The organism is Rhodococcoides kroppenstedtii, assembly GCF_900111805.1.
GTDB classification, from domain to species: Bacteria; Actinomycetota; Actinomycetes; order Mycobacteriales; family Mycobacteriaceae; genus Rhodococcoides; species Rhodococcoides kroppenstedtii.
This window is the reverse complement of the sequence record NZ_FOJN01000009.1, coordinates 142,009-163,742: the sequence shown is the minus strand read 5'-3', so window position 1 is coordinate 163,742 and position 21,734 is coordinate 142,009. Positions and strand designations below refer to the sequence as shown.

The window sequence follows — 21,734 nt, the reverse complement described above, 5'->3', positions numbered from 1 at the left end:
CCGAAAGCGCACGCAGGATGCGACGTGAAGTGCGTCATGAGGTGTAGGGCGGGCCGGGGCGGGGCATTCCAATGCGTGCCGTTAGTCCATCGGCGGGCGACGGCGAGCGGGCGGGAGGACGACCGTGCTGGTACATCCGTCGCTCGTTCCGGGGGTTCCCGAGATCGGCAGCTCCCCGGCCGCGCACGGCGAGCGCGGCGGCCGCCGATTCCCGCCGCTCGACGCCCCGTCCCTGTCCGATCGGTCGCTGGCCGTCGCCGCGGCGGCGGGGGACAGGGGTGCGTTCGACGAGATCGTCCGCCGGTTCGCGCCCGCGATGATCCGGTTCGCCGAGTCGATGCTGGCCGATCACGGCGCGGCGGAGGACGTGGTGCAGGACAGTCTCGTCGTCGCCTGGACCCGCATCGGCGATTTCCGACACGACTCGGCCCTGCGCACGTGGCTGTTCGGCATCGCCTCGCACAAGGTGATCGATCATCGCCGCCGCCGCATCCCGCGGCCCGGGTCCGATCACGTCGTGGATCGTGCCTGCACGGACCCGCGGACCGACCCACCTCGAACCTGTTCCGACGCAGCGTTTCTCGCTGCGGTCGACGAGGTGCTGGGCACGATGCCGCCGCGGCAACGGGCGTGCTGGGTCCTGCGGGAGGTCGACGGCATGCGCATCGTCGACATCGCTGACATCCTGTTCACGACCCCCGGTGCGGTGCGCGGCCAGATCGCGCGCGCCCGCGCCACCCTCGAGGCCCGATTGAACGCGTGGACATGACCCCCAGCGGCGGCCCGGCCGACCGTGCCGCCGAGGTGATCCGCCGTCGTGCCGCTCGGGTCGGGGGGTGGACGGACATCACCGACCGCGCGGTGTCCCGGGTGCGTGCCGTCGGCGTCCGGACGTGGCCGCTGGACGCCGTGTTCCCCACCGACGCCGGACCGGACACGCTGCGGGTGAGCGACGCGGTGGTGCGCACCGCCGTCTTACGGGAACTGATCGCCGCGGGGACGGAGGTGGTGGCCCTCGAGCTCTACACCGAGGGCCACCGATGTCTCGGTGCCCGCGTGACCCCGGGCGACGTGTCGTCCCGGCGGACCGCGTCCGTCGCGGCCGGCGCACTCACCGCAATCCTCGGGACGGCGTTCGGGGCCTGCGACGTGGACGTCGTCGCGGCCGATCGGCCGTCGACATGACGACGGGAGGGCACGCCGAGGGTTACCGTCGACCCATGTCGCGGGACGCGGGCTTCGACGACGAGATGACGGCGCTGCTGGCTGCCCTGGCTCTCGCCGCCGGCCAGACGCCCGAGCAGTACATCCACGACACGGTGCTCGCGCACCTGCTGCGGACACCGGCCGGCCCCGAGGCGGGTCGGCGGGTGCGGGATCCCAATCGATTGCGGTCGGTGTGGCGAACGGGGCTGCTCGATTCGCCACGGGCCCCGGTGTTCGAGCGTGCCGTGGCGATCACGGTCGAGTCGTTGCGGGTGCCGTCGGCGGCCATCGTGCTCGTCGATCGCGAGCGGGTGTTCTATCTCGGCGCGATCGGATTGGCCCCGGCGTTCGCCGAAGCGCGGGAGGCACCCCTGAAGGAGTCTCTGGCCGCGCATGTCGTCGAGTCGGGCGCGGAATCCTGGGTCGTCCACGACGCGGCCTCGGACGCCCGCATCGCCACCCACCCCGCCGTGCGTAGCGGAGCGGTGGGAGCCTACCTTGCTCGTCCGCTCCGCGACGCCGACGAGCGCGCGGTCGGCGCGCTCACCGTCTGGCATCCGTGCGCGCACACCTGGACGCCCGGTGAGCAGCGCACGATGGACGACCTGACCTGGGTGGTGCGCGGGTTGATCTTCGGCGAGCATGTACTGGACTGACGACGGCTGCGCGAGTATCTCCACACGATCGCGTCGCATCCCGCGATCTCGCGGCATCGAGTCGGATCGTGTGGCAGAACTCGCGCGGGTGCTCACATGTCGGGCGGACCGTCACCGGCGGCGACGGCCGGGTCCATCCAGATCACTTCCCACACGTGACCGTCGAGGTCGCGGAACGACCGCCCGTACATGAACCCGTGATCCTGCGGGTCGGTCCAGGCGCTGCCGCCGTTGCGCAGCGCCGTGTCCGCAAGGGTGTCGACGGCCTCGCGGCTGTCCGCCGAGACCGCCAACAACATCTCGCGGTTCCGGCCCGTGTCGGTCATCTCGTCGAGGATGAATTCCTGAAACTTGGGCCGGGCCAGCAACATCACCGTGGTGGTGTCGTTGACGATCATGCTCGCGGTGTTCTCGTCCGAGAAGGCGTCGTCGAACTCGAACCCCAGGGCGCCGAAGAAGGTGCGGCTCGCGGCCACGTCCTCGACGTAGGTGTTGACGAACAGCATTCGGGTCATGGTGTCTCCCTCGATGGTCTCTGCGGTCCCGGACGGGACGCCTCGAGGAAGTAGACCGCGGTCGTGGCGAAAACTCGTCGCGGCCGCCGGGCATCGGGTCCGCCGGGGTTAGCCGCCGCGGCTTCCCGGGCATCCCCACCGCATGTATCCGACCGGCCACCTCACCTCGGACGAGTTCTGGACCATGCAGCGTGCCATCGAGGACCGGCTCCGCGCCGAGGCGAGGACCTTCCCCACGTTCGCCCTGCTGGACTGGACCGGTCCGCGCGTGCTCGGTCCCTGGGAGCGTGAGAACGACGTGCTGACGACGGTGACCCTGCGGCACGGCGAGCTCGAGACCGAACTCGAGACGGGAGACGACGTCTCGTCGCCGTTTCTCGACGTCGTCACCACCACGAAAGATCCGGCGCGCAAGGCGATGTCGACGATGCTCGCGGCCGTGGGCCTGACTCCGATGTCTCCGGAGTATCGCCGTCGGCGGCAGTCGATCGAGGACGCACCGACCCGCGCGGCGCAGGTGGTCGTGGACGGGTATGCGGTCCGGCTCGACGTCCGCGGCGGTGAGGATCGATGGTGGGCCTGGGGAACGCACGACGGGCGTGGCCTGGTTCTCGAAGGTCGGCACACCTCGATCGACGACGCGGCGCTGGTCTCCGCCGACCTCGACCCCTACTTCGAGGGCCTGCGGTCCTCCATCGCCGCGGCCAGAGGTGAGTGAGATGCTGCCGTCCCACGACCGTTTCGACTATTCCCCGATCACCGAGCGCCCGCAGTTCACCTGGCCGGGCGGGGGCACGCTGGCCGTCTACGTGGCGGTCAACTGCGAGCATTTCGCCTACGGCGCCACCGATCTGGGCTACACACCCGGTGGGCAGTCGCCGGACACGTACAACTGGGCGTGGCGTGAGTGGGGCAACCGCGTGGGCGCGTTCCGGCTCGCGGACACGCTCCGGGAGGTGGGCATTCGCCCGACGGTGCTGGTGAACGCCGAGATCTACGACCACGCTCCGCAGGTGGTCGAGGCGTTGCGGGTACTCGGTGGCGAGGTGGTCGCCCACGGCCGCACCAACTCGCGCATCCCGGTGGTGCAAGGCGAGGACGAGGAACGCCGGAGCATCGAGCACGTTCGCGCGGTGATCGAGCAGCACGAGGGGGCGGCGCCGCGGGGATGGATGAGTCCCGGTGCCGCACCGAGCGCGGTGACCGAGGATCTGTTGGCGGAGAACGGGTTCGACTACACCCTCGACTGGCCGGTGGACGATCGCCCGGTCTGGTTGCGCACCCGGTCCCGGCCGATTTTGTCGGTACCGTACCCGCACGAGATCAACGATCTGCCGGTGATCGTGCACCACCACGGCACGGGGCGCGACTTCGCCGACCGCATCGTCGACACCGTGGACGAGCTGAGCGAGCAGTCGCGCCAGCAGTCGGTGGTCCTGTCGATCTCCACCCACACGTTCCTCACCGGGCAGCCGGATCGGTTGCGCCACTTCCGCCGGGCGCTGCACCACGTCGTGGAGACGCCCGGGGTGTGGCTCACCACTCCCGGCGACATCGCCGACCACTACCGCACTATCGAGCCGCCGCCCACGTGACGTAGGAGCGCAGGTCCGACTCGGACAGGTTCGCCTCCGTGAGTGCGGCGAGCGCATCGGGGTCGAGGTTCTCGGAGCTGCCGTCGGCGAACCGCCTCGCACCCTCGGCGGTGACCCCGCGCTGCCACAGGTCCTCGAAGACGGTGTTCATACGCCGGCCGCCACGGCGCGGGTGGAGACGCCGGCGCCCATGTTGTAGCCGAGGTGCCCGCCCAGGGCGCCGCCGAGACCCGCCACCGCGAATCCCGCCAACGCCAGCGCCTTCGCGGTGGCGTCCGGCTCGGGAACGGCCGAGGGGGCGGCCTCGACAGCGACCCCGGCTGCGGTCGCTGCGGTCGCCGCCCGCCGCTTGTACGACGCCGTGAACAGTCCGATCGCCACGGCGTTCGTGCTCGCGTGGATCAGTCCGACGCGCCGCTGCTCCCGCGTCAGCGTCGACCACGTCGCCCAGCCCGTGGCCAGCGCGGTCGGTGCCGTCACGAGACCGGCTCCGATCAGGGTCCGGGCGGCGTCGGGACTGCGACCGGTGACGTCGAGGAATACCGCGCTGCTCCACAGGCCCACGGACGAGTACGCCATGATCGGGTGCATCGGATGCCCGACGAAGGTGCCGCGCAACAGACCGTCGACCGGGGTGTCGGACAGGACGGACCGCAGGCGAGCGGCGACGGGATCGCTCACCCGGTCGAGCAGCGACGCCTTCTCGAACGGTCGGAACAGCGCAGTGAGATCCATGTCACGCGGGTACCCGGGTCGATCGACGGTAACCGGGTGTGCAGAAAAGCAGGCCGTGGGTGCGGAAGGCGTCATCGACACCCGGGCCCCGGCCACCGACACTGAACCGCATGAGCGACGACGCGACGCGGCCCGGGACGACGGATCTGACCGGCCGGACGGCCCTGGTCACGGGTGCGGCGAGTGGGATCGGGGCCGCCGTGGCCGCGACCCTGGCCGGGCGCGGCGCGCAGGTGACGGTGGCGGACGTCGACGGCGACGCAGCGGAGCGGGTCGCGCGGGAGGTCGGCGGCCGGGCGTGGACGGTGGACTTCACCGACGTCGACGCCCTGGCCGACCTCCGCCTCGAGACGGACATCCTGGTGAACAACGCCGGGATCCAACATGTCTCGCCGATCGACGAGTTCGATCCCGCGACGTTCCGGCGCATTCTCACGCTCATGGTGGAGGCGCCCTTCCTGTTGATCCGCGCCGCCCTGCCGCACATGTACGCGTCGGGATACGGGCGGATCGTCAACATGTCCTCGGTCCACGGCATCCGGGCCTCGGCGAACAAGAGCGCCTACGTCACCGCGAAGCACGCCCTCGAGGGACTGTCCAAGGTGACGGCCCTCGAGGGTGCCGAGCGTGGTGTGCGGAGCAATTGCGTCAACCCCGGGTACGTGCGGACGCCGTTGGTGGAGAAGCAGATCGCGGACCAGGCGCGCGTGCACGGTATCGACGAGGCCGAGGTGCTGGAGCGGGTGCTGCTCGCCGAGAGCGCCGTGAAGCGCCTGGTCGAACCCGCCGAGGTGGCCGCCCTGGTGGGGTTCCTCGTCTCCGACGAGGCCTCGATGGTCACCGGGACCTCCTACGTCATGGACGGCGGGTGGAGCGCGAGCTGACCGCGCTCGAAACGTCGGCAGTACCGCCCCGCGGGTCTCTACGATCACCGTCGTGCCCTCTCGGATCCGCCCTCCCCGATCGGTCGCGGTCGCGCTGACGATCGTCGCCGTGATCGTGGCGGCCGTCCTCGTCACGACGCTGCGCGGCGAGGTCCCGCCGCACGGCCGGTACGTGGCCGCCGCCGCCGATCGTGTCGCGCCGCTGCGCGTGACCGTCGTGGGCGACTCCTTCGCCGCCGGGGTGGGCGCCGACTCGCCGACCGGTGGTTACGCGCACGTCGCCGCCGCCCGCGGGTGTTGGGCGCCGACCGTCGTCGCGTCGTCGGGAACCGGGTACGCGCGGGTGCGCTTCCCCGGCACCGTGCCCTTCGTCGATCCCACGCGTCTCGCCGCGGTCGCGGCGTCGAACCCCGACGTCGTCGTCGTGCAGGGGAGCGGCAACGACGTCGGCGACGAGGGACTGCGCGCGGCCGCGACGGCGATGTACGCGGCTCTCGCCGCGATCGTGCCCCGCGCTCGCGTCGTCGTCGTCGGTCCGACGGACGCTCCTCTGGCCAAGCACGAGAACATCGGGCGCATCCGCGCGATTCTCGGCGACGTCACGCGAGCCGCGGGTGTCTCGTTCGTCGATCCCGCCGGCGAGCGGTGGTTGGACTGGTCAACCGACTACGTGCCCGACGGCATTCATCCGAACGCGGACGGACATCGCACGATGGGCGAGCGGCTGCAGGCCGAAATCGTGGCTCTCGGCATTCCGCGCGCGGCCGGCTGCTGATCGGTCGGCCGGACCGCGTCAGCTGCCGGACACCTCGCCGCCCGACACCTTGTCGACGAACTCCCGGGCGATGTCGCGCAGCTTCCGGTTCCGATGCTGCGACTCGCGGGACAGCATCGCGAACGCGCTGTCCTCGTCCACGCCGTGGAGCGCCATGAGAATGCCCTTGGCCTGCTCGATCGGGGCGCGGTGGTCCAGCGCGTCCCGCAGTCCCGTCGCCACCTCCCGCGCGCTGCGCACGCGGGCGTAGTCGCCGATCGCGGTGGCCACAGTGTCGGTGACCACCTGCAGCACCGCCTCGTCGTCGGCGTCGAACGCGTCCGGCGCGGTGCCGTAGAGATTGATCGAGCCGAGTTCGACCCCGTCCGCCCGCAGCGGGACCGCGAGGAACGACGACACGCCCTCGCGCTCGGCGAGGCGGGCGAAGGTCGGCCAGTTGCGGGCGACGTCGTCGAGGCCCATCCGAACCGTCTCGCCGGTGCGAGCGGCCTCGAGGCACGGCCCCTCGCCGACCTCGTACTGGTGCGCGTCCACGCGCAGGGTGAGGTCGTCGGTGTGGACGGCCGTGTAGGTCATGCCGCCGAACACGATGCTGATGCCGCAGGCCGTCGCGCCGGCGATGGCGTCCTGCGCCAACACGGCGGTGCGCTGCAGCAATGTCGCCAGGTGATCGTCGTCGCGCACGCTGCCGCCCACGGCCGCCACGATGGCGGCCAGGCGCGCACCCGACGTGCGACCGGAGGTGTCGTCGGCCAGCGGGCCGGCGCCGTTGTGTGCCACGGTCGACAACTATGGCACGGGCGCGCACGCGTGCTCGACCGAAACCCGACTCGAGTGTCGCTACCGACCGGTAGCGTTCCTGCGGTGGTCCAGCTGCTCCCGCGTCGTCCCGCTCGGTCGGGCGACTCCCCCGAGGGGGAGGTCGTCGGCCCGGGGGCAGCGGCGGCCCCGACACCTCCGGACGCGGCCACGACCGACACCGTCCCCGTGCGGACGGTGTCGGTGCAGGCGTTGGCGATCGTCCTGGTTCTCGCCGCGGTGGTGTTCGTCGTGCAGGTGACGCGCCCGGGTCCGACCACGCAGCCCGCCGCCGCGCCGGTCGCGACCGGTGACCTGCGCCCGTCGTTCCTGGTGGAAACCGAACGCAATCTGGGACCGCTGCGGCAGATCGCGAAGGCCAACCGTGCCACCGCGGAGGAGGAGTACGCGGCGGCGCTCGCGGTGCTCGCCACCGCCGCCAGTGCGTCGGAGAAGGATCGCCGCCTCGCCGAATTGCCGCCGGCCGCGGTGGGTCTGCGGGTCGGGTCCTACGCCCTGCCCGCCCGCGGCACCTACACCTCGCCGTTCGGACCGCGGTGGGGAACGATGCACCGCGGAATCGACATCGCCGGTCCCATCGGCACGCCGATCGTGTCGGTCGCGGACGGGCAGGTGATCGAGGCCGGCCCCGCCAGCGGCTTCGGGCTGTGGGTCCGGGTGCGGCACGACGACGGCACGGTGTCCATCTACGGCCACGTCGACACCCTCGTCGCGGTGGCCGGTCAGCGGGTCTCCGCCGGCCAGCAGATCGCCACCATGGGCAATCGGGGCGATTCCACGGGACCGCACCTGCATTTCGAGACCGTGGTGGACGGCACCCACGTCGACCCCGAGCTGTGGCTCATCGGCCGGGGGATCTCGCTCGGTCCGACGGGCGACTGACCTGCGCGGTCGTCGGTACTACCCTCGGGAGAATGTCGTCCTCAGCCGATATTCCCGCCTCTCTGATCCTGTCGCGTCGGGACCTCGAGTTCCTGCTCTACGAATGGCTCGACGTCGAGTCGCTGACCCAGCGCAAACGCTTCGCGGAGCACTCGCGCGAGACCTTCGACGCCGTGCTCGAGCTCAGCGAGCAGATCGCCGTCAAGCACTTCGCGCCGCACAACAAGAAGGCCGACGCGAACGAACCGCGGGTGGGTGACGACGGCAAGGTCGTGCTGATCCCCGAGGTCGAGAAGGCCCTGCAGGTCTTCACCGAGGCGGGCCTGATCGCCGGGCAGTTCGACGAGTCGCTCGGCGGGATGCAGCTGCCGACGACGGTGTCGAAGGCGTCGCTGGCGTGGTTCCAGGCGGCGAACACCGGCACCGCCACCTATCCGTTCCTCACCATCGGCAACGCCAACCTGCTGATCGAGTACGGCGGCGAGGATCTGATCGACCGGTACGTCCGGCCCATGCTCGAGGGTCGGTTCCACGGCACCATGTGTCTGTCGGAGCCGGGTGCGGGATCGTCGCTGGCCTACATCACCACCAAGGCCACCCCGCGTGACGACGGCACCTACTCGGTCACGGGGACGAAGATGTGGATCTCGGGTGGCGACCACGAGCTGGGCGAGAACATCGTCCACCTGGTCCTGGCGAAGCTGCCCGACGCGCCGGCGGGGGTGAAGGGCATCTCGCTCTTCGTCGTCCCGAAGTACCTCGTGAACGAGGACGGCTCGCTGGGCGAGCGCAACGACGTGAGCCTGGTCGGCCTCAACCACAAGATGGGGTACCGCGGTACGACCAACACGCTGCTCGCCTTCGGTGAGAAGGGTGGTGCGACAGGTTATCTGGTGGGCGAGCCGCACAAGGGCCTGGCGTACATGTTCAAGATGATGAACGAGGCACGGATCGGCGTCGGCATGGGCGCGACGGCGCTCGGCTACACCGGGTATCTGCACTCGTTGGCGTACGCGCGGGAACGGACCCAGGGCCGCCCGGTGGGGGACAAGGACCCGGCCGCTCCGCAGGTGCCGATCGTCGATCATCCCGACGTCCGGCGCATGCTGCTGGCCCAGAAGGCCTACGCGGAAGGCGGTCTCGCGCTGGGGCTGTACTGCTCGCGGCTGGTCGACGAGCAGATCACCGGTGAGCCCGACGCCGCCGAACGCGCGGGATTCCTGCTGGACGTGCTGACCCCGATCGCGAAGGCGTGGCCCTCGCAGTGGTGCCTCGAGGCGAACAACCTGGCCATCCAGGTCCACGGCGGATACGGCTACACCCGCGACTACAACGTCGAGCAGTTCTACCGCGACAACCGGCTGAACCCTATCCACGAGGGCACCAACGGCATTCAGGGTCTCGACCTGCTCGGTCGCAAGGTGGTGGCGCAGAACGGTCGTGGCCTGCAACTGCTCGTGGAGGCGATCACCACCACCCTCGACGCGTCCACCGGCGAGTACGCAGAAGCCCTGCGGGCCGCGGTGAACCGGTTGGTGGAGGTCACCGGAACGGTCTGGAGTCAGGGTGATCCCGATCTGGCCCTGGCCAACTCGACGGCGTACCTCGAGGCCACCGGCCATCTGGTGGTCGCGTGGCTGTGGCTCGCGCAGCTGAATGCCGTGGGCGACAAGACCGGCGCGTTCTACGACGGCAAGCGTGCCGCTGCGCAGTACTTCTTCCGGTACGAGCTCCCCAAGGTCGGTCCGCAGTTCGATCTCGTGGCGTCGCTCGACCGCACCCTGCTGGACCTCGATCCGTCGGTCCTCTGACGCAGGGTGCCCGCCGGCTCCGATCAGCGGAGCCGGCGGGCACGGCCGGGCGGGTTCAGGCGAGTGCGAGGTCGACGGGGGCCGTCGCACGCCTGTGGACGGCGTATCCGGCGGGGAACACGGTCGAGGCTGCAAGTGTGCGTACTCGACGCCAACACGTCAACAGACGTATCCTCACCAGTAGTGATTCATTGTGAACCAAGGGGTGAGTGGCAATGACGACAGTCGAGAGCCGAACGGCGCAGCACAGGCTGCAGCAGGCAGCCGCGCGTCGCCGTATCGATACCCTCGAACTGAACCGTGAAATTTACCGGGCGTCGCGGAATCGACATCTCACACACCGTCAGATCAGCGCCGTCGTCGCGGACATGTCCACGACCACCATTCAGCGTATTCTGAGCCGCTTCGCCGCCGATCCGACTCTGTTGGAGGTAACTCCCGCCGAGGTGATCGACAAGCGCGCCGCAGGGTTGATCGACGACGCCGCGATGATGGACACGCTGCTGGCCTGGAACTACGAGTTCGGCGCCGTCGAGTACGTCGACGGCGTCGCCACGGACGCCTACACCTCGAGGGATTGGGACGACATCGAACAGGCGTATTACTGCGACCGGCTCTCCGACGACGAGTTCGCCCGGCTGGTCGAACGGCACCGCAGTGATCTCGAGAAGGCGGCTGGCGCGTAGGTGATCGACGACGTCGGGTTGCGCGACAGCGTCGCCGCGCAACTCATCGCCATGTCCGCTCCCGGCGGGCGCTTGCACACCGACGCCAGTGACAACAGCAGCGCGCTCTACGCCGGCAAGATCGAGCGCTTCGCGTTCCGCAAACGAGTCATCGCCGACTACCTCGACCGACAGAGCCCGCCGCGCGAAGGCCACTCCGCGGTCGTCACCGCTGGGGCGCCGGGAGCCGGAAAGACCACCGCGCTGAGGCACGTTCGTGGCTACGACCCGGCGGAATTCCGCGTTCTGGATCCGGACATCGTGAAAGATCGACTCATCGAGCAAGCGTTGCGCGACGGGATCTACGACGACGTCCTTGCCACGACTCTGGCCGACGGTCATGCGCTGGCCCCGCGCGAATTGGCCGCTCTCGTCCACCGTGAATCAACACAGCTGACCGACCGAATCCGGAGCATCTGCACCAGTCGCCGCGAGAACATCGTCATCGAGGGCACGCTCAGCTGGAAGGGTCTCCCGGCCGAGCTCGGTACCGAGCTCGCCCACGCCGACTACCGATCGATCGAGGTCATTGCGATCGACGCCGACCAGCGCACGTGCCACGAGCAAGCGCTCTCACGCTGGTGGTCCGGCCGTCGACAGTGGGTGGAGGGAACCGACACGCTCGGTGGCCGATTCACACCGCCCGCCGCAATCGACATCTGCTATCGCGGTGCCGAGTCACTGTGCATCGCGCACGCCATCGAGCTGGAAGAACGAGCTGCCGCGACCTTCGACAACAGCCGTCTCGTGGTCCTCCGCCGCCGTGCCGGAGGAGATCTCGGCGTTCTGTTCGAGCGGGTGCACCCAGCCGCCGAATAGTTCTGCCACGGTGAACGGTTTGTCGCCCGCCGGCTCCGATCAGCGGAGCCGGCGGGCACGGCCGGGCGGGTTCAGGCGAGTGCGAGGAAGAGCTTCTCGAGTTCGGCCTCGGTCATCGGTTCGCGGTTCTCCGCGTCCCCGGTCATGCACTCGCGCAGGCCCGTCGCCACGATCTTGAATCCGGCCCGGTCGAGAGCGCGCGAAACGGCCGCGAGCTGGGTCACGACGTCCTTGCAGTCGCGTCCGTTCTCGATCATCGAGATCACGCCGGCCAGTTGGCCGTGAGCCCGGCGCAGCCTGTTCAGTACCAGGGCGATGCTGTCCTCGTCGCCGACCATGAGCGTCTCCTTCGTCGTCTCGACTGTGCGTTCGATGGTACCCCCGGGGGCATCACGCGAGTCCGTCACGGGTGCCGCCGAGGGCGGTGATCGCCGCGCGCAGCCTCTCCCCGGCGTCACGAGCGACGTCGCCGAGCGCCGGCTCCCCGGTGGCCTGGACCATGACGTCGGGATTCATGGCGTCGACGACGATCGCGCCGTCGCGGTCGGGGTCCTCGCGGACGACGACGTTGCAGGGCAACAGGAGTCCGACGGTCCGCATGATGCCGACGGCGCGGTGGGCCAACGGCGGATTGCAGGCGCCGAGGATCAGGTAGCGCTCCATGTCCTCGCCGAGCTTCGCCTTCAGGGTGGCCTGCATGTCGATCTCGGTGAGGACGCCGAATCCCTGCGCGGCGAGGGCGTCTCGGGTGCGCTGGACGGCGGTGTCGAAGTCGGTGTCGGTGAGGGTCGTGGAGAGAGCGATGCTCATGGTGTGGTTCCTCTCGTATGCATGTTGTCGTTCAGTGGGAGAAGCCGATGGACGGGAGAACGCGGCGGAGCCAGGCCGGTGACCACCAGGCGGCGCGTCCGGTCACCCGCAGCAGGACCGGCAGCAGAATCAGCCGGATGAGCACGGCGTCGAGGAGCACGGCGACACCGAGGATGATGCCCATTTCCTTCGGCGGGAGCGGATCGGCCAGGGCGAAGGTGAAGAACACGGCCACCATGACCGCGGCGGCGGCGAAGATGACGCGTCCGGAGTGCGCCAGACCGTCGATCATGGCGGTCGCGGCGTCGCCGGTGCGCTCGTGGTGTTCCTTGGCGGTGGCGAGGAGGAACACGGTGTAATCCATGGCGATGGCGAAGATCATCGCGAAGAAGAACACCGGGCCCCATCCGTTCAGGAAGCCCTGCGGGGTGAAACCGAGCAGGGACGCACCGTGGCCGTCCTGGAAGATCAGCTTGGCGACGCCGAACGCGGCGGCGGTGGAGAGCAGGCTGACGGCGGTGCCCAGGAACGCGATGAGTGGAGCCTGGAGGGCGACGAGCAGCAGCACGAATCCGAGGACCAGGATGATGGCGATCACCAGCGGCAGGTAGTCGTTCAGCGCCTGCTGCAGGTCGAGGTTCTCCGCCGGTGCGCCGCCGACGAGCGCGGACTCGGGAAGCTCGCCGCGGAGGTCGGCGAGGATGGTCTCCATCGATCCGTCCGACGGGTCGACCGACGGAATCGCCTGCACCAGCGCGTATCCGGATCCGTCGGCTGCGGGCTGCGGCGGGGTGACCACGGCGATGCCGGGCACCTGCGACGCCGCGGCGGCGGTGGCGGCGGCGTCGGACCCCGGAACCACGATCTGCAGTGCGCCGGGCGCGCCCTCGCCGAACTGCTCCTGCACCAGGGCGTAACCCTGGCGGACCGGTGCGTCCTCGGGGACGACGGAGATGGAGGGCATCGCGACCTTCAGGCCGAGGACGGGCAGGGCCAGCGCGACGAGGACGCCGATCGAGGCGAGGGCGAACGGCCACGGATGGCGGTGCAGGAGCGCACCCCAGCGGGCGAAGACGGGGGAGCGGTGCTGTTGGCGCTTGGCGTAGGGGAGGGCGGCGGCGTTCACCTTCGGCCCCAGGGCGCCGAGGGCGGCGGGGAGCAGGGTCATCGTGGCCAGCAGGACGAAGGTGACGGCGAGCATGATGCCGACGGCCATGGTGCGCACCGCGGGGGCGGGCACGATGAGGACGGCGGACAGGCTGACCAGGACGGTGAGACCGGACAGGACGACGGCTTTGCCGGCGGTGTCCATGGTCTCGGCGACGGCGGCGCGGGGGTCGTTCGAGCGGAGGGCGTCGCGGAAGCGGGCGACGAGGAACAGGGCGTAGTCGATGCCGAGGGCGAGGGCGAACATCATGGCGAAGTTCATCGCCCACACCGAGATCGGGGTGACCTCGTTCAGCAGGACCAGTCCGCCGGCCGAGGCAACCAGTCCGGCGATGGTGAGGAGCAGCGGCAGCCCGGCGGCGACGAGCGAGCCGAACGCGAGAACCATGATCGCGAGTGTCACGGGCCAGGAGATCAACTCGGCCTGGATCATCGCGTCGTGGTTGGCCTTGTTGAAGTCCGACCACAATGCGGACGCGCCCGTGGGGTAGACCTCGACACCGTCCCCGGACAGGGCGGTGAGTCGGCCCTTCACGTCGTCGACGGCGGTGACCATCTCGTCGGTGGTGCCCGCGGCGCCCGCGATCAGGATCCCGGTCCGTCCGTCGGGACTGATCGTCATCCCCGGCTGCGGGGGCACGATCTCTCCGAAACGCGGGTCCGAGGACAGGATTTGGGTGGCGTCGGTGAGTGCGGCGGTCGCCGCCGGGTCGGTCAGGGATCCGGGGTCGTTGTGGACGACGACCTGCACCGCCGCGGAGGAGTTGCCGCCGAAGTGGTCCTCGGCGAGTTCACGGACCTGCACCGATTCCGACCCGTTGGCCTGCCACCCGGCGCCGGCAAGGGACGAGAACACCGACGGCGCGGCGGATCCGAGCGCGATCAGCACGATCAGCCATACGCCGAGGACCCAGCGACGGCGGGTGACCATGGCCGCACCCCAGCGGCCGAGAGGTCCGGGGCCGCCGTCGGTCGGCAAGCCGGGTGGCGCGTCGGGGGCGGTGGTAGCGGGTCGGGACACTGCATCCTCCTCATGCGGGTGGGGGTATCCGACAGGGCGTCGAGAGGTGTCCCCGTCGAGGTGACACGGTGCCAGATACAGCGGGGGGTATGCAAGTACCCCCGGGGGTATCGAGTCGTAGTTGTTTGTCTCGTCGATCACACACTCCTGCGGGCGAGAACGTCGGTCTGCTTAGATACAAGTTGTGCGCAACACGGAACCGACGTCGGCCGACCGGGCCTACACGACCGTGAAGGAACTCATCGTCTCGGGCGAACTGCCCGGCGGCGAGCTCATCAGCGAAGGACAGATCGCCGCGCGCACCGGCACCAGCCGCACTCCCGTGCGGGAGGCGTTCCTGCGCCTCGCCGCCGAGGGCTGGATGCGGCTCTACCCCAAGCGAGGGGCGCTGATCGTGCCCATCGCACCCGACGAGGCGGCCCACATCGTGGACGCCCGTCGGCTCGTGGAAACCGGCAGCCTCGCCGCGTTCGCCGACGACGCCGCCACCCGCAGCGCCGTCGCGGATCTCATGCGGGCCAGCCTCGACCGACAGCGCGCCCTCGCCGACGACGGCGACGCGCACCGGTTCGCGGCCGAGGACGCCGACTTCCACACCCTCGTCGTGACTCACGGGGCGAACCCCCTGCTGTCGACGTTCTACTCGGGTCTGCGCGACCGGCAACGACGGATGACGTCGAACTCCGTGGCGCGCAACCCGACAGCGTGGGCGTCGATCGTCGACGACCACACGCGTCTGACCGCACTCGTCGAGCAGGGCGACGTGGCCGGCTTCGAGGTGGCGCTGAGCCGCCACATGGCTGCCACGCACTCCTTGCCGCACAGCAGAGGACTTTCATGACCACCACCGCTCCGGCCTCGTCCACCACCGGGACCCGGCCCTGGTTACCGGTTGCCCTCGGCATGCTCGCCGTCGCCTGGGGTGGCAACGAGTTCACGCCGCTCCTGGTGATGTACCGCGAGGGGTACGGCTTCTCGCCCGTCGTCGTCGACGTCTTCCTCTTCGCGTACGTGGTCGGCATCGTGCCGGCGTTGCTGGTCGGCGGGCCGCTGTCCGACCGGTACGGCCGTCGCCCGCTGATGCTGCCCGCGCCGCTGATCGCCGCCGCCGGGTCGCTCCTCATCGCCCTCGGATCCCACACGGCCGCACTGTTGTCCGCCGGCCGCGTCCTCAGCGGCGTCGCGCTCGGACTCGGTATGGCCGTCGGCGGCAGCTGGGTGAAGGAACTCTCCGTCGACTCGCCCACCGCGGGCGCACGTCGGGCCGCGATGTCCCTCACCGCCGGTTTCGCCACCGGCGCCGGAGTGGCCGGGGTGCTCGCCCAGTGGGCGCCCTGGCCCGACGTGCTGCCCTATGCGGTGCACATCGGTCTGGCCGTGCTCGCGACGCTCGCGCTCGCCGGAGTCCGCGAGACCGTGCGCAACGCGGATCGCACCACGCCGCTGCGCGACGACCTCCGCATCCCGACCGCGGGTCACGCCCGCTTCGTCACCGTCGTTCTTCCGGTGGCGCCGTGGGTGTTCGGTGCCGCGAGCGTGGCCTACGCGGTGCTGCCCGGGTTGATGGCCGATCATGCCGGGGCGTTCCCCGTGGCCTTCTCCGCGCTGCTCGGCGTCGTCGCCCTCTCGTCGGGATTCGCGATCCAGGCGCTCGGGCGACGCATCGACACGCCGTCCAGTGCCCGTGCGGTGCTCGTGGCCCTGGCCGTCGTCGTGGTGGGCATGGTGCTGGTGGCCGTCGCCGCGGAGGTGCTGGTGGTGCCGATGGCCCTGCTCGCGGCCGCCGTTCTCGGCGGCGGGTACGGCATGGCGATGGTGTCGGGTCTGCAGGAGGTGCAGCGCATCGCCGGGCCGAAGGATCTCGCCGGACTGACCGCCGTCTTCTACTCGGTGACCTATCTCGGCTTCGCGGTGCCCGCCCTGCTCGCGCTGCTGGTCGAGGAGACGGCCCTGACGTATCCGGAATTGTTCGGAGCCGGAGTGGTTCTGGCGGCAGCCTCGTTCGCGGTGGTGGCCTGGAACTCCCGCCGCCACCTGCCCGCTCCCGCGTCCCGCTGACGCTGTCCGCAGCTGCGGGAGCGATCCGCGGGAAGTCGGATCGAGGTGGGGGAGAACTCAGGGGAGCGGGGGGAGCCCCGCCTCCTCGAGCCACGGCCCGAAGAACCCGGGGTCGACCCCGTGCCGTTCGGCCAGCTCCACGAAGTCGGACGTGGCCACCACCGAATGCCGATGTGCGGCGGTCCATTCGCGCAGGAGGGTGAAGAACGGCTCGTCGCCCACGGTGCGTCGTAGGGCGTGCAGGGTCAGGGCGCCGCGCTTGTAGACGCGGTCGTCGAACATGTCCGCAGGGCCGGGATCGCCCAGCGCGAGGTCCTGTGGCAAGGCGGCCAGTCGGGCGCGGGTGCGGGTGGCGAGCTGGTGCGCGCTGGAGGATCCCGACGCCTCGGACCACAACCACTCGGCGTAGCAGGCGAACCCTTCGTGCAGCCAGATGTCCTGCCAGCGGCCGAGAGTCAGGCTGTTGCCGAACCACTGATGGGCCAGTTCGTGGGCGACCAGTCGCTCGTAGCCGCGACGCCCGTCGCAGTGGTTGGCGCCGAACACCGACAGAGTCTGCGCCTCCACGGGGATCTCGAGGTCGTCGTCGGTGATCACCACGCCGTAGGACGGGTACGGGTACGGCCCGAACCGCTCGACGAAGGCCGACATCATCTGCTGCTGCCGACCGAAATCGTGGTCGATCAGTGTCCGTAGTCGCGGCGGGGCGATGGCGTCGACGGGAACCGGGGTGTCGCAGAGTCGACGCTTCTCGTAGAGCCCGATCTGCACCGTCGCCAGGTAGGTCGCCATGGGCTCGGGCTGATGGTAGGTCCACGTGGTGCGCGACGACCTCACGCGGGTGTGGAGCAACGTGCCGTTGGAGATCACGTGGTACGGGGAGTCGGCGGTGATCGAGATCCGGTACGCCGCTTTGGAACTCGGATGGTCGTCGCACGGGAACCACGACGACGCACCGTTGGGCTGGCTGGCGACGATCACGCCGTCGGTCAGCTCCTCCCAGCCGACCTCGCCCCACCGGCCGGCGATGGGAGTGGGGTTGCCGGCGTAGGTGACCGTGACGGTGAACGACGTCCCGGCCGTGAGGGGCGTCTGCGGGGTCACGACGAGTTTGCCGCCGCGGTGGGTGAACTTGGCACGACGTGATCCGCTGACGCCGACCTTGCTCGGCGAGAGAGCCGGGCCGAGATCGAGCGTCACGGTGGGCGCCGACTGCGTCGCGACGGCATGGACGACGGCGGTGCCGCTCAACCGATTCGAGGGCACCTTGTACTCGAGATCGAGCTCGTAGCGTTCCACCGTGTACCCGCGGTTCCCGTGACCGGGGATGTACGGGTCGAACGGTTCGGCGGACGCCGTGGGGACGGGCCGCCCCATCAGGCGGACCACGGAGCGATGGGGTTGCCCTGCCACCGGCTCGAGTCCGGAACCGTGTCGCCACGCATGACCAACGACGCCGGTCCGACCGTCGCTCCCGCGCCGATCCCGGCCGCGGGAAGGGCGACGCAGTGCGGCCCGAGCGTCGCGCCGGGGCCGAGATTGACGGTGTCCATGCTCATGATCCGATCATGGAACAGATGGGTCTGCACAACGCACCCTCGGTTCACGGTCGCGCCGTCGCCGAGGGTGATGAGGTCGGCCTCCGGCAACCAGTACGTCTCGCACCAGACGCCTCGTCCGATGTGCGCGCCGAGCCACCGCAGCCACACGTTGAGAACCGGCGTGCCCTCGGCCGCGCGGGCGAACCACGGTGCGGCTACCACCTCGACGAACGTGTCGGCCACCTCGTTCCGCCACACGAAGGAACTCCACAGGGGATGCTCGACGGCGTCGATGCGCCCGACGAGCGTCCACTTGGCGACGGCGGAGACGGCCGCAGCGACGGCGCCCGCCACCAGCAGCACGACCCCCGAGAGCAGGGCGGCCACCCCGTAGCCGAGAGTCCCGGCGATCCAAGTAAGAGCTGCGATCACGCCGAAACCGATGCCGAAGGAGACGACGACCGGAACCAGGCGGCACGTCTCGACGACGGCGCGGGCGACCTTGAGGCGCGTCGGCGGGTCGAAGGTGCGGCTGCTGTCGGCCGACGCCGGTGCGCGACGCAGGCGCACCGGCGGGCTGCCGAGCCACGACGTCCCGGCCTTGGACTTCGCCGGCGCGGCCGACAGGACCGCGACCAGACCGTTCTTCGGCACCCGTCGTCCTGCGGCGGCCATGCCGGAGTTGCCGAGGAAGGCACGTTTGCCCACCTTGGCCTGGCCGATCATCATCCACCCGCCGCCCAGTTCGTAACTCGCGACCATCGTGTCGTCGGCGAGGAAGGCGCCGTCTCCGACCGTCGTGAACTTCGGGACCATGAGCACCGTGGAGGCCTCGACGTCCTTGCCGATGTCCGCGCCGAGCAGCCGGAGCCACCCCGGCGTGAGCAGCGAGGCGTAGAGCGGGAAGAGGAACGTGCGGGCGCTGTCGAGGAGACGTTCGGTGGTCCAGACCTGCCAGCCCACCCGGCTGCGGACCGGGTGGTGGCCGGGGGTCATTCCCAGCGCGAGCAGCCGGACGGCGACCAGCGTGATCAGCGCGAACACCGCGAGCGAGAGCAGGGTGGCGGGCGCGAGGGCGAGCGCTCCGCGACCGATCGCGCCGGCGAGCGTGCGGGCGCCGGACGCAGCCCACCCGACCACCAGCAGCCCGACGGCGATGGCGAACAGGGGCAGACCCGACAGCAGCAGGGACGTCACGCCGTAGACCGGCACCCAGGCGCGGCTGCGCGGGGGGCGGGACGACGGCCACGGCCGCGTGGCCTTGCCGACCTTGCCCGCCGGGGAGCCCGACCATTGCTGGTTGGCCTTGACCTTGCCGGCGACGGCGGACCCTGCGGTGACCTCGGCGTTCTTGCCGACCTTCGCGCCGGGCAGGAGCGTCGACCGCGCACCGACCGTGGCGCCGGGCCCCACCTCGACGGGTCCGATGTGCACGATGTCGCCGTCGATCCAGTACCCGGTCAGATCGACCTCCGGCTCGATGGAACAGCCGTCGCCGAGGGTCAGCATGCCGGTGACCGGAGGAAGTGTGTGCAGGTCGACGTCGTGGCCCACGCGGGCGCCGAGGGCGCGGGCGTAGTCGACCATCCACGGTGCCCCGGACAGATTGGTGGCGCCCGACGCGTCCGCCAGACGGTTCGCCGCCCACAGCCGGAGATGCACGCTGCCGCCGCGGGGATAGCTGCCCGGCCGGACCCCGCGCAGCAGCAGGCGTGCGCCGACGACCGAGACGGCCATGCGGCCGAAGGGGGTGACCACCAGCAGGAAGCCGAGCAGCGGCCACCACCAGGAGACCGTCGGCAACCAGGGGATCGGGCGAATCCACGACGCCACGTTCGCGGCGACGGCGAGCCACGTCACCCACTGCAGTCCGGTCAGGGTGGTCAGCGGCAGTGTGGCCGCCACCTGGAGCAGCTGCGCGTGACGGGGTGTCGGCTCGACCGTGCGCGTCTCGTGGCGGGTGGTGGGGTCCATGTCCTCGAGCAAGTCGACCAGTGAGCCGAGGCGCGGCCGGTCGTACAGCTCGGCGACGGTGATCAGCGGGTACCGCTCGCGCAGGCGGGTCACCAGCTGCGCGGCGGTGAGCGAGCCGCCGCCCGCGGCGAAGAAATCGGCGTCGAGCGAGGTGATCTCGGTCCCCAGCACGTCGGTCCACACCGCGGCGACCCAGGCGGCGGTCTCGTCGAGGTCGACGGTGGGTGTGGAGCCGTCGGGGGAGGGCGCGCGGCCGGGCAGCGGCCACGGCAGGGCGTTCCGGTCGACCTTGCCCGACGTCCGAGTGGGCAGATCGTCGACGAGCGCGAGACGCGGCACCATGGCGGCCGGAAGCTGTTCGGCGAGTAGCTCTCTCGCTCGGACCAGGTCGAAGTCGGCATCGGTGCTCACCAGGTAGCCGACGAGAACCGGTGTGCCGGAACCGGTCTTGCGGACGGCCGCGGCCGCGCCGCCGACGCCGGGCAGATTCTGCAGCGCGGAATCCACCTCGCCGAGCTCGATGCGTCGCCCGCCGACCTTGACCTGATCGTCCGCGCGGCCCTGGAACAGGAGCCCCTCCACCTCGAGCCGGACCAGATCGCCACTGCGGTAGGCGCGAGCCCATCCGAGGCTCGGCATGGGCGCGTACTTCTCGGCGTCCTTGGCGGGATCGAGATAGCGGGCCAGGCCGACGCCGCCGATCACCAGCTCGCCCACTTCGCCGACGGGAACCGGCTGTTCGTCGGGGCCGACCACCGCGAGATCCCAGCCGTCGAGCGGCAAACCGATGCGCACCGGCCCGCGGCCGTCCATGAGCGCCGCGCACGCCACGACGGTGGCCTCCGTCGGGCCGTAGGTGTTCCAGACCTCGCGTCCCGGAACCGCCAGCCGCTCGGCCAGATCCGGCGGGCAGGCCTCGCCGCCGAAGATCAACAGCCGCACGTCCTCGAGTGCCTCCCGCGGCCAGAGCGCGGCGAGAGTGGGCACGGTGGAGACCACGGTGATGTCCCGCGCCACGAGCCAGGGCCCGAGATCCATGCCGGAGCGCACCAGTGAGCGCGGCGCCGGCACCAGGCACGCCCCGGAACTCCACGCGAGCCACATCTCCTCGCAGGACGCGTCGAACGCCACCGACAACCCGGCCAGCACCCGGTCACCCGGGCCGAGCGGACGATCCTGCAGGAACAGCCGGGACTCGGCGTCGACGAACGCCGCGGCGTTGCGGTTGCTGACCGCGACGCCCTTCGGGGTGCCGGTGGAGCCGGAGGTGAAGATCACCCAGGCGTCGTCGTCGACGGTCGGGTGCCCCACCGGGCGGCCCGTCCCGACGCGCCCGGTGCCGGTGATCCCGCTCTCGGTCACGATGGCGGTGACTCCGGCCTCGGAGAAGACCAGGTCCGCCCGCTCGTCGGGGTCGTCGACGTCGACCGGGACGTACGCCGCACCCGCCGCGATCACCGAGAGGATGGCCGCGTAGAGGCCGTAGCTGCCCGACGGCATCCGCACCCCGACGCGGTCACCGGCGCTGACACCGTGCCGGGCCAGCCACTGCGCACCTTCGCCGATGTTCACCATCAGCTCCGCGTAGGAGACGACGCTGTCCCCGTCGTCCACCGCCGGCGCATCGGGGAATCGCTCGGCCGTGTCGGTGAGGACGTCGATCAGCGTGCGCGGCGGCGCAGCGGCCGACGAGCGCAGGAACGCCTCGGGAATCGCGGGGTGCGTGGACATCTGCCGGGCG

General features: G+C 70.5%; 22 protein-coding genes. 13 read left to right on the top strand and 9 right to left on the bottom strand.

Annotated elements, in window-relative coordinates; all coding sequences use genetic code 11:
* Window positions 1-124 precede the first annotated feature (124 nt).
* From BMZ18_RS12190 to BMZ18_RS12180, 3 genes are read left to right on the top strand one after another with little or no spacing between them, the layout of a single operon-like run.
* Entirely contained in the window at window positions 125-769 is a 645-nt protein-coding gene (locus tag BMZ18_RS12190) for an RNA polymerase sigma factor (protein WP_244516511.1), read from the top strand.
* Window positions 766-1,185 carry a hypothetical protein gene (locus BMZ18_RS12185; protein ID WP_139203947.1) on the top strand — a complete coding sequence of 140 codons (420 nt, stop codon included), beginning with the start codon at window positions 766-768 and terminating at the stop codon, window positions 1,183-1,185. Before BMZ18_RS12190 ends, BMZ18_RS12185 begins: the two co-directional genes overlap by 4 nt.
* A gap of 35 nt (window positions 1,186-1,220) precedes the next feature.
* Window positions 1,221-1,862, top strand: a complete 642-nt coding sequence (locus BMZ18_RS12180; protein WP_068365830.1) for a GAF domain-containing protein — start codon at window positions 1,221-1,223, stop codon at window positions 1,860-1,862.
* Window positions 1,863-1,954: 92 nt separating this feature from the next.
* Here the strand turns inward: BMZ18_RS12180 and BMZ18_RS12175 are convergent, their stop codons facing one another.
* The gene (locus BMZ18_RS12175) at window positions 1,955-2,377 is read right to left on the bottom strand and encodes a VOC family protein (RefSeq protein WP_068365829.1); all 423 of its coding nucleotides are present in this window, start codon (window positions 2,375-2,377) and stop codon (window positions 1,955-1,957) included.
* 142 nt (window positions 2,378-2,519) lie between these two features.
* Here BMZ18_RS12175 and BMZ18_RS12170 point away from each other — a divergent pair, with 142 nt between their 5' ends.
* Window positions 2,520-3,095, top strand: coding sequence for a hypothetical protein (locus BMZ18_RS12170; RefSeq protein WP_068365828.1), 576 nt, complete (start codon window positions 2,520-2,522; stop codon window positions 3,093-3,095).
* Between the two features lies 1 nt (window position 3,096).
* Window positions 3,097-3,972 (top strand): polysaccharide deacetylase family protein, encoded by an 876-nt coding sequence (locus BMZ18_RS12165; RefSeq protein ID WP_068365836.1) that lies wholly within the window; start codon window positions 3,097-3,099, stop codon window positions 3,970-3,972.
* Here the strand turns inward: BMZ18_RS12165 and BMZ18_RS19740 are convergent.
* Window positions 3,950-4,123, bottom strand: coding sequence for a hypothetical protein (locus BMZ18_RS19740; RefSeq protein ID WP_169817762.1), 174 nt, complete (start codon window positions 4,121-4,123; stop codon window positions 3,950-3,952). The two genes, BMZ18_RS12165 and BMZ18_RS19740, sit on opposite strands and share 23 nt — an antisense overlap.
* Entirely contained in the window at window positions 4,120-4,707 is a 588-nt protein-coding gene (locus tag BMZ18_RS12160) for a DUF2231 domain-containing protein (RefSeq protein ID WP_068103693.1), read from the bottom strand. The genes BMZ18_RS19740 and BMZ18_RS12160 overlap by 4 nt, the downstream gene beginning before the upstream one ends.
* A gap of 110 nt (window positions 4,708-4,817) precedes the next feature.
* Here BMZ18_RS12160 and BMZ18_RS12155 point away from each other — a divergent pair, with 110 nt between their 5' ends.
* Together BMZ18_RS12155 and BMZ18_RS12150 are read left to right on the top strand one after the other, a co-directional pair.
* A complete protein-coding gene (locus BMZ18_RS12155; RefSeq protein WP_068103691.1) occupies window positions 4,818-5,591 on the top strand; it encodes a 3-hydroxybutyrate dehydrogenase in 774 nt (257 codons plus the stop codon).
* Window positions 5,592-5,643: 52 nt separating this feature from the next.
* Complete coding sequence (locus BMZ18_RS12150; protein ID WP_169817763.1) at window positions 5,644-6,366, top strand: SGNH/GDSL hydrolase family protein; 723 nt, start codon at window positions 5,644-5,646, stop codon at window positions 6,364-6,366.
* An 18-nt stretch (window positions 6,367-6,384) separates the two neighbouring features.
* On the opposite strand, the gene BMZ18_RS12145 is transcribed toward BMZ18_RS12150, so the two are convergent.
* Entirely contained in the window at window positions 6,385-7,146 is a 762-nt protein-coding gene (locus BMZ18_RS12145; RefSeq protein ID WP_068365827.1) for a GAF and ANTAR domain-containing protein, read from the bottom strand.
* A gap of 84 nt (window positions 7,147-7,230) precedes the next feature.
* Here BMZ18_RS12145 and BMZ18_RS20060 point away from each other — a divergent pair, with 84 nt between their 5' ends.
* From BMZ18_RS20060 to BMZ18_RS12125, 4 genes are all read left to right on the top strand, one after another.
* Window positions 7,231-8,067 (top strand): M23 family metallopeptidase, encoded by an 837-nt coding sequence (locus BMZ18_RS20060; RefSeq protein WP_235606331.1) that lies wholly within the window; start codon window positions 7,231-7,233, stop codon window positions 8,065-8,067.
* Between the two features lie 32 nt (window positions 8,068-8,099).
* Complete coding sequence (locus tag BMZ18_RS12135; protein ID WP_068365826.1) at window positions 8,100-9,878, top strand: acyl-CoA dehydrogenase; 1,779 nt, start codon at window positions 8,100-8,102, stop codon at window positions 9,876-9,878.
* A gap of 215 nt (window positions 9,879-10,093) precedes the next feature.
* On the top strand, window positions 10,094-10,564 hold the full coding sequence (locus BMZ18_RS12130) for a glycoside hydrolase family protein (protein WP_068365825.1): 471 nt from the start codon (window positions 10,094-10,096) through the stop codon (window positions 10,562-10,564).
* Window positions 10,565-11,422, top strand: coding sequence for a zeta toxin family protein (locus BMZ18_RS12125; protein ID WP_082895222.1), 858 nt, complete (start codon window positions 10,565-10,567; stop codon window positions 11,420-11,422).
* A gap of 71 nt (window positions 11,423-11,493) precedes the next feature.
* On the opposite strand, the gene BMZ18_RS12120 is transcribed toward BMZ18_RS12125, so the two are convergent.
* From BMZ18_RS12120 to BMZ18_RS12110, 3 genes are read right to left on the bottom strand one after another with little or no spacing between them, the layout of a single operon-like run.
* A complete protein-coding gene (locus BMZ18_RS12120; RefSeq protein WP_068106436.1) occupies window positions 11,494-11,760 on the bottom strand; it encodes a metal-sensitive transcriptional regulator in 267 nt (88 codons plus the stop codon).
* A gap of 52 nt (window positions 11,761-11,812) precedes the next feature.
* A complete protein-coding gene (locus BMZ18_RS12115; RefSeq protein ID WP_068365824.1) occupies window positions 11,813-12,232 on the bottom strand; it encodes a DUF302 domain-containing protein in 420 nt (139 codons plus the stop codon).
* A 31-nt stretch (window positions 12,233-12,263) separates the two neighbouring features.
* Window positions 12,264-14,330: an MMPL family transporter gene (locus tag BMZ18_RS12110; protein WP_068365823.1), complete on the bottom strand. Its 2,067-nt coding sequence runs from the start codon at window positions 14,328-14,330 to the stop codon at window positions 12,264-12,266.
* 274 nt (window positions 14,331-14,604) lie between these two features.
* Between BMZ18_RS12110 and BMZ18_RS12105 the strand changes: the two genes are divergently transcribed.
* Together BMZ18_RS12105 and BMZ18_RS12100 are read left to right on the top strand one after the other, a co-directional pair.
* Window positions 14,605-15,261: a GntR family transcriptional regulator gene (locus BMZ18_RS12105; protein ID WP_068365822.1), complete on the top strand. Its 657-nt coding sequence runs from the start codon at window positions 14,605-14,607 to the stop codon at window positions 15,259-15,261.
* A complete protein-coding gene (locus BMZ18_RS12100) occupies window positions 15,258-16,478 on the top strand; it encodes an MFS transporter (protein ID WP_068365821.1) in 1,221 nt (406 codons plus the stop codon). Before BMZ18_RS12105 ends, BMZ18_RS12100 begins: the two co-directional genes overlap by 4 nt.
* 57 nt (window positions 16,479-16,535) lie before the next feature.
* On the opposite strand, the gene BMZ18_RS12095 is transcribed toward BMZ18_RS12100, so the two are convergent.
* Together BMZ18_RS12095 and BMZ18_RS12090 are read right to left on the bottom strand one after the other, a co-directional pair.
* Complete coding sequence (locus BMZ18_RS12095) at window positions 16,536-17,855, bottom strand: M1 family metallopeptidase (RefSeq protein WP_068365833.1); 1,320 nt, start codon at window positions 17,853-17,855, stop codon at window positions 16,536-16,538.
* Complete coding sequence (locus BMZ18_RS12090; RefSeq protein WP_068365820.1) at window positions 17,855-21,724, bottom strand: Pls/PosA family non-ribosomal peptide synthetase; 3,870 nt, start codon at window positions 21,722-21,724, stop codon at window positions 17,855-17,857. The genes BMZ18_RS12095 and BMZ18_RS12090 overlap by 1 nt, the downstream gene beginning before the upstream one ends.
* Between the last annotated feature and the right edge of the window lie 10 nt (window positions 21,725-21,734).

Coding starts and splice junctions, on each gene's coding strand:
- BMZ18_RS12165 (WP_068365836.1), top strand. CDS start 3,097: ATGCTGCCGTCCCACGACCGTTTCGACTATTCCCCGATCACCGAGCGC.
- BMZ18_RS12095 (WP_068365833.1), bottom strand. CDS start 17,855: ATGGGGCGGCCCGTCCCCACGGCGTCCGCCGAACCGTTCGACCCGTAC.
- BMZ18_RS12175 (WP_068365829.1), bottom strand. CDS start 2,377: ATGACCCGAATGCTGTTCGTCAACACCTACGTCGAGGACGTGGCCGCG.
- BMZ18_RS19740 (WP_169817762.1), bottom strand. CDS start 4,123: ATGAACACCGTCTTCGAGGACCTGTGGCAGCGCGGGGTCACCGCCGAG.
- BMZ18_RS12100 (WP_068365821.1), top strand. CDS start 15,258: ATGACCACCACCGCTCCGGCCTCGTCCACCACCGGGACCCGGCCCTGG.
- BMZ18_RS12110 (WP_068365823.1), bottom strand. CDS start 14,330: ATGGTCACCCGCCGTCGCTGGGTCCTCGGCGTATGGCTGATCGTGCTG.
- BMZ18_RS12180 (WP_068365830.1), top strand. CDS start 1,221: ATGTCGCGGGACGCGGGCTTCGACGACGAGATGACGGCGCTGCTGGCT.
- BMZ18_RS12155 (WP_068103691.1), top strand. CDS start 4,818: ATGAGCGACGACGCGACGCGGCCCGGGACGACGGATCTGACCGGCCGG.
- BMZ18_RS12170 (WP_068365828.1), top strand. CDS start 2,520: ATGTATCCGACCGGCCACCTCACCTCGGACGAGTTCTGGACCATGCAG.
- BMZ18_RS12160 (WP_068103693.1), bottom strand. CDS start 4,707: ATGGATCTCACTGCGCTGTTCCGACCGTTCGAGAAGGCGTCGCTGCTC.
- BMZ18_RS12090 (WP_068365820.1), bottom strand. CDS start 21,724: ATGTCCACGCACCCCGCGATTCCCGAGGCGTTCCTGCGCTCGTCGGCC.
- BMZ18_RS12185 (WP_139203947.1), top strand. CDS start 766: ATGACCCCCAGCGGCGGCCCGGCCGACCGTGCCGCCGAGGTGATCCGC.
- BMZ18_RS12135 (WP_068365826.1), top strand. CDS start 8,100: ATGTCGTCCTCAGCCGATATTCCCGCCTCTCTGATCCTGTCGCGTCGG.
- BMZ18_RS12115 (WP_068365824.1), bottom strand. CDS start 12,232: ATGAGCATCGCTCTCTCCACGACCCTCACCGACACCGACTTCGACACC.
- BMZ18_RS12130 (WP_068365825.1), top strand. CDS start 10,094: ATGACGACAGTCGAGAGCCGAACGGCGCAGCACAGGCTGCAGCAGGCA.
- BMZ18_RS12120 (WP_068106436.1), bottom strand. CDS start 11,760: ATGGTCGGCGACGAGGACAGCATCGCCCTGGTACTGAACAGGCTGCGC.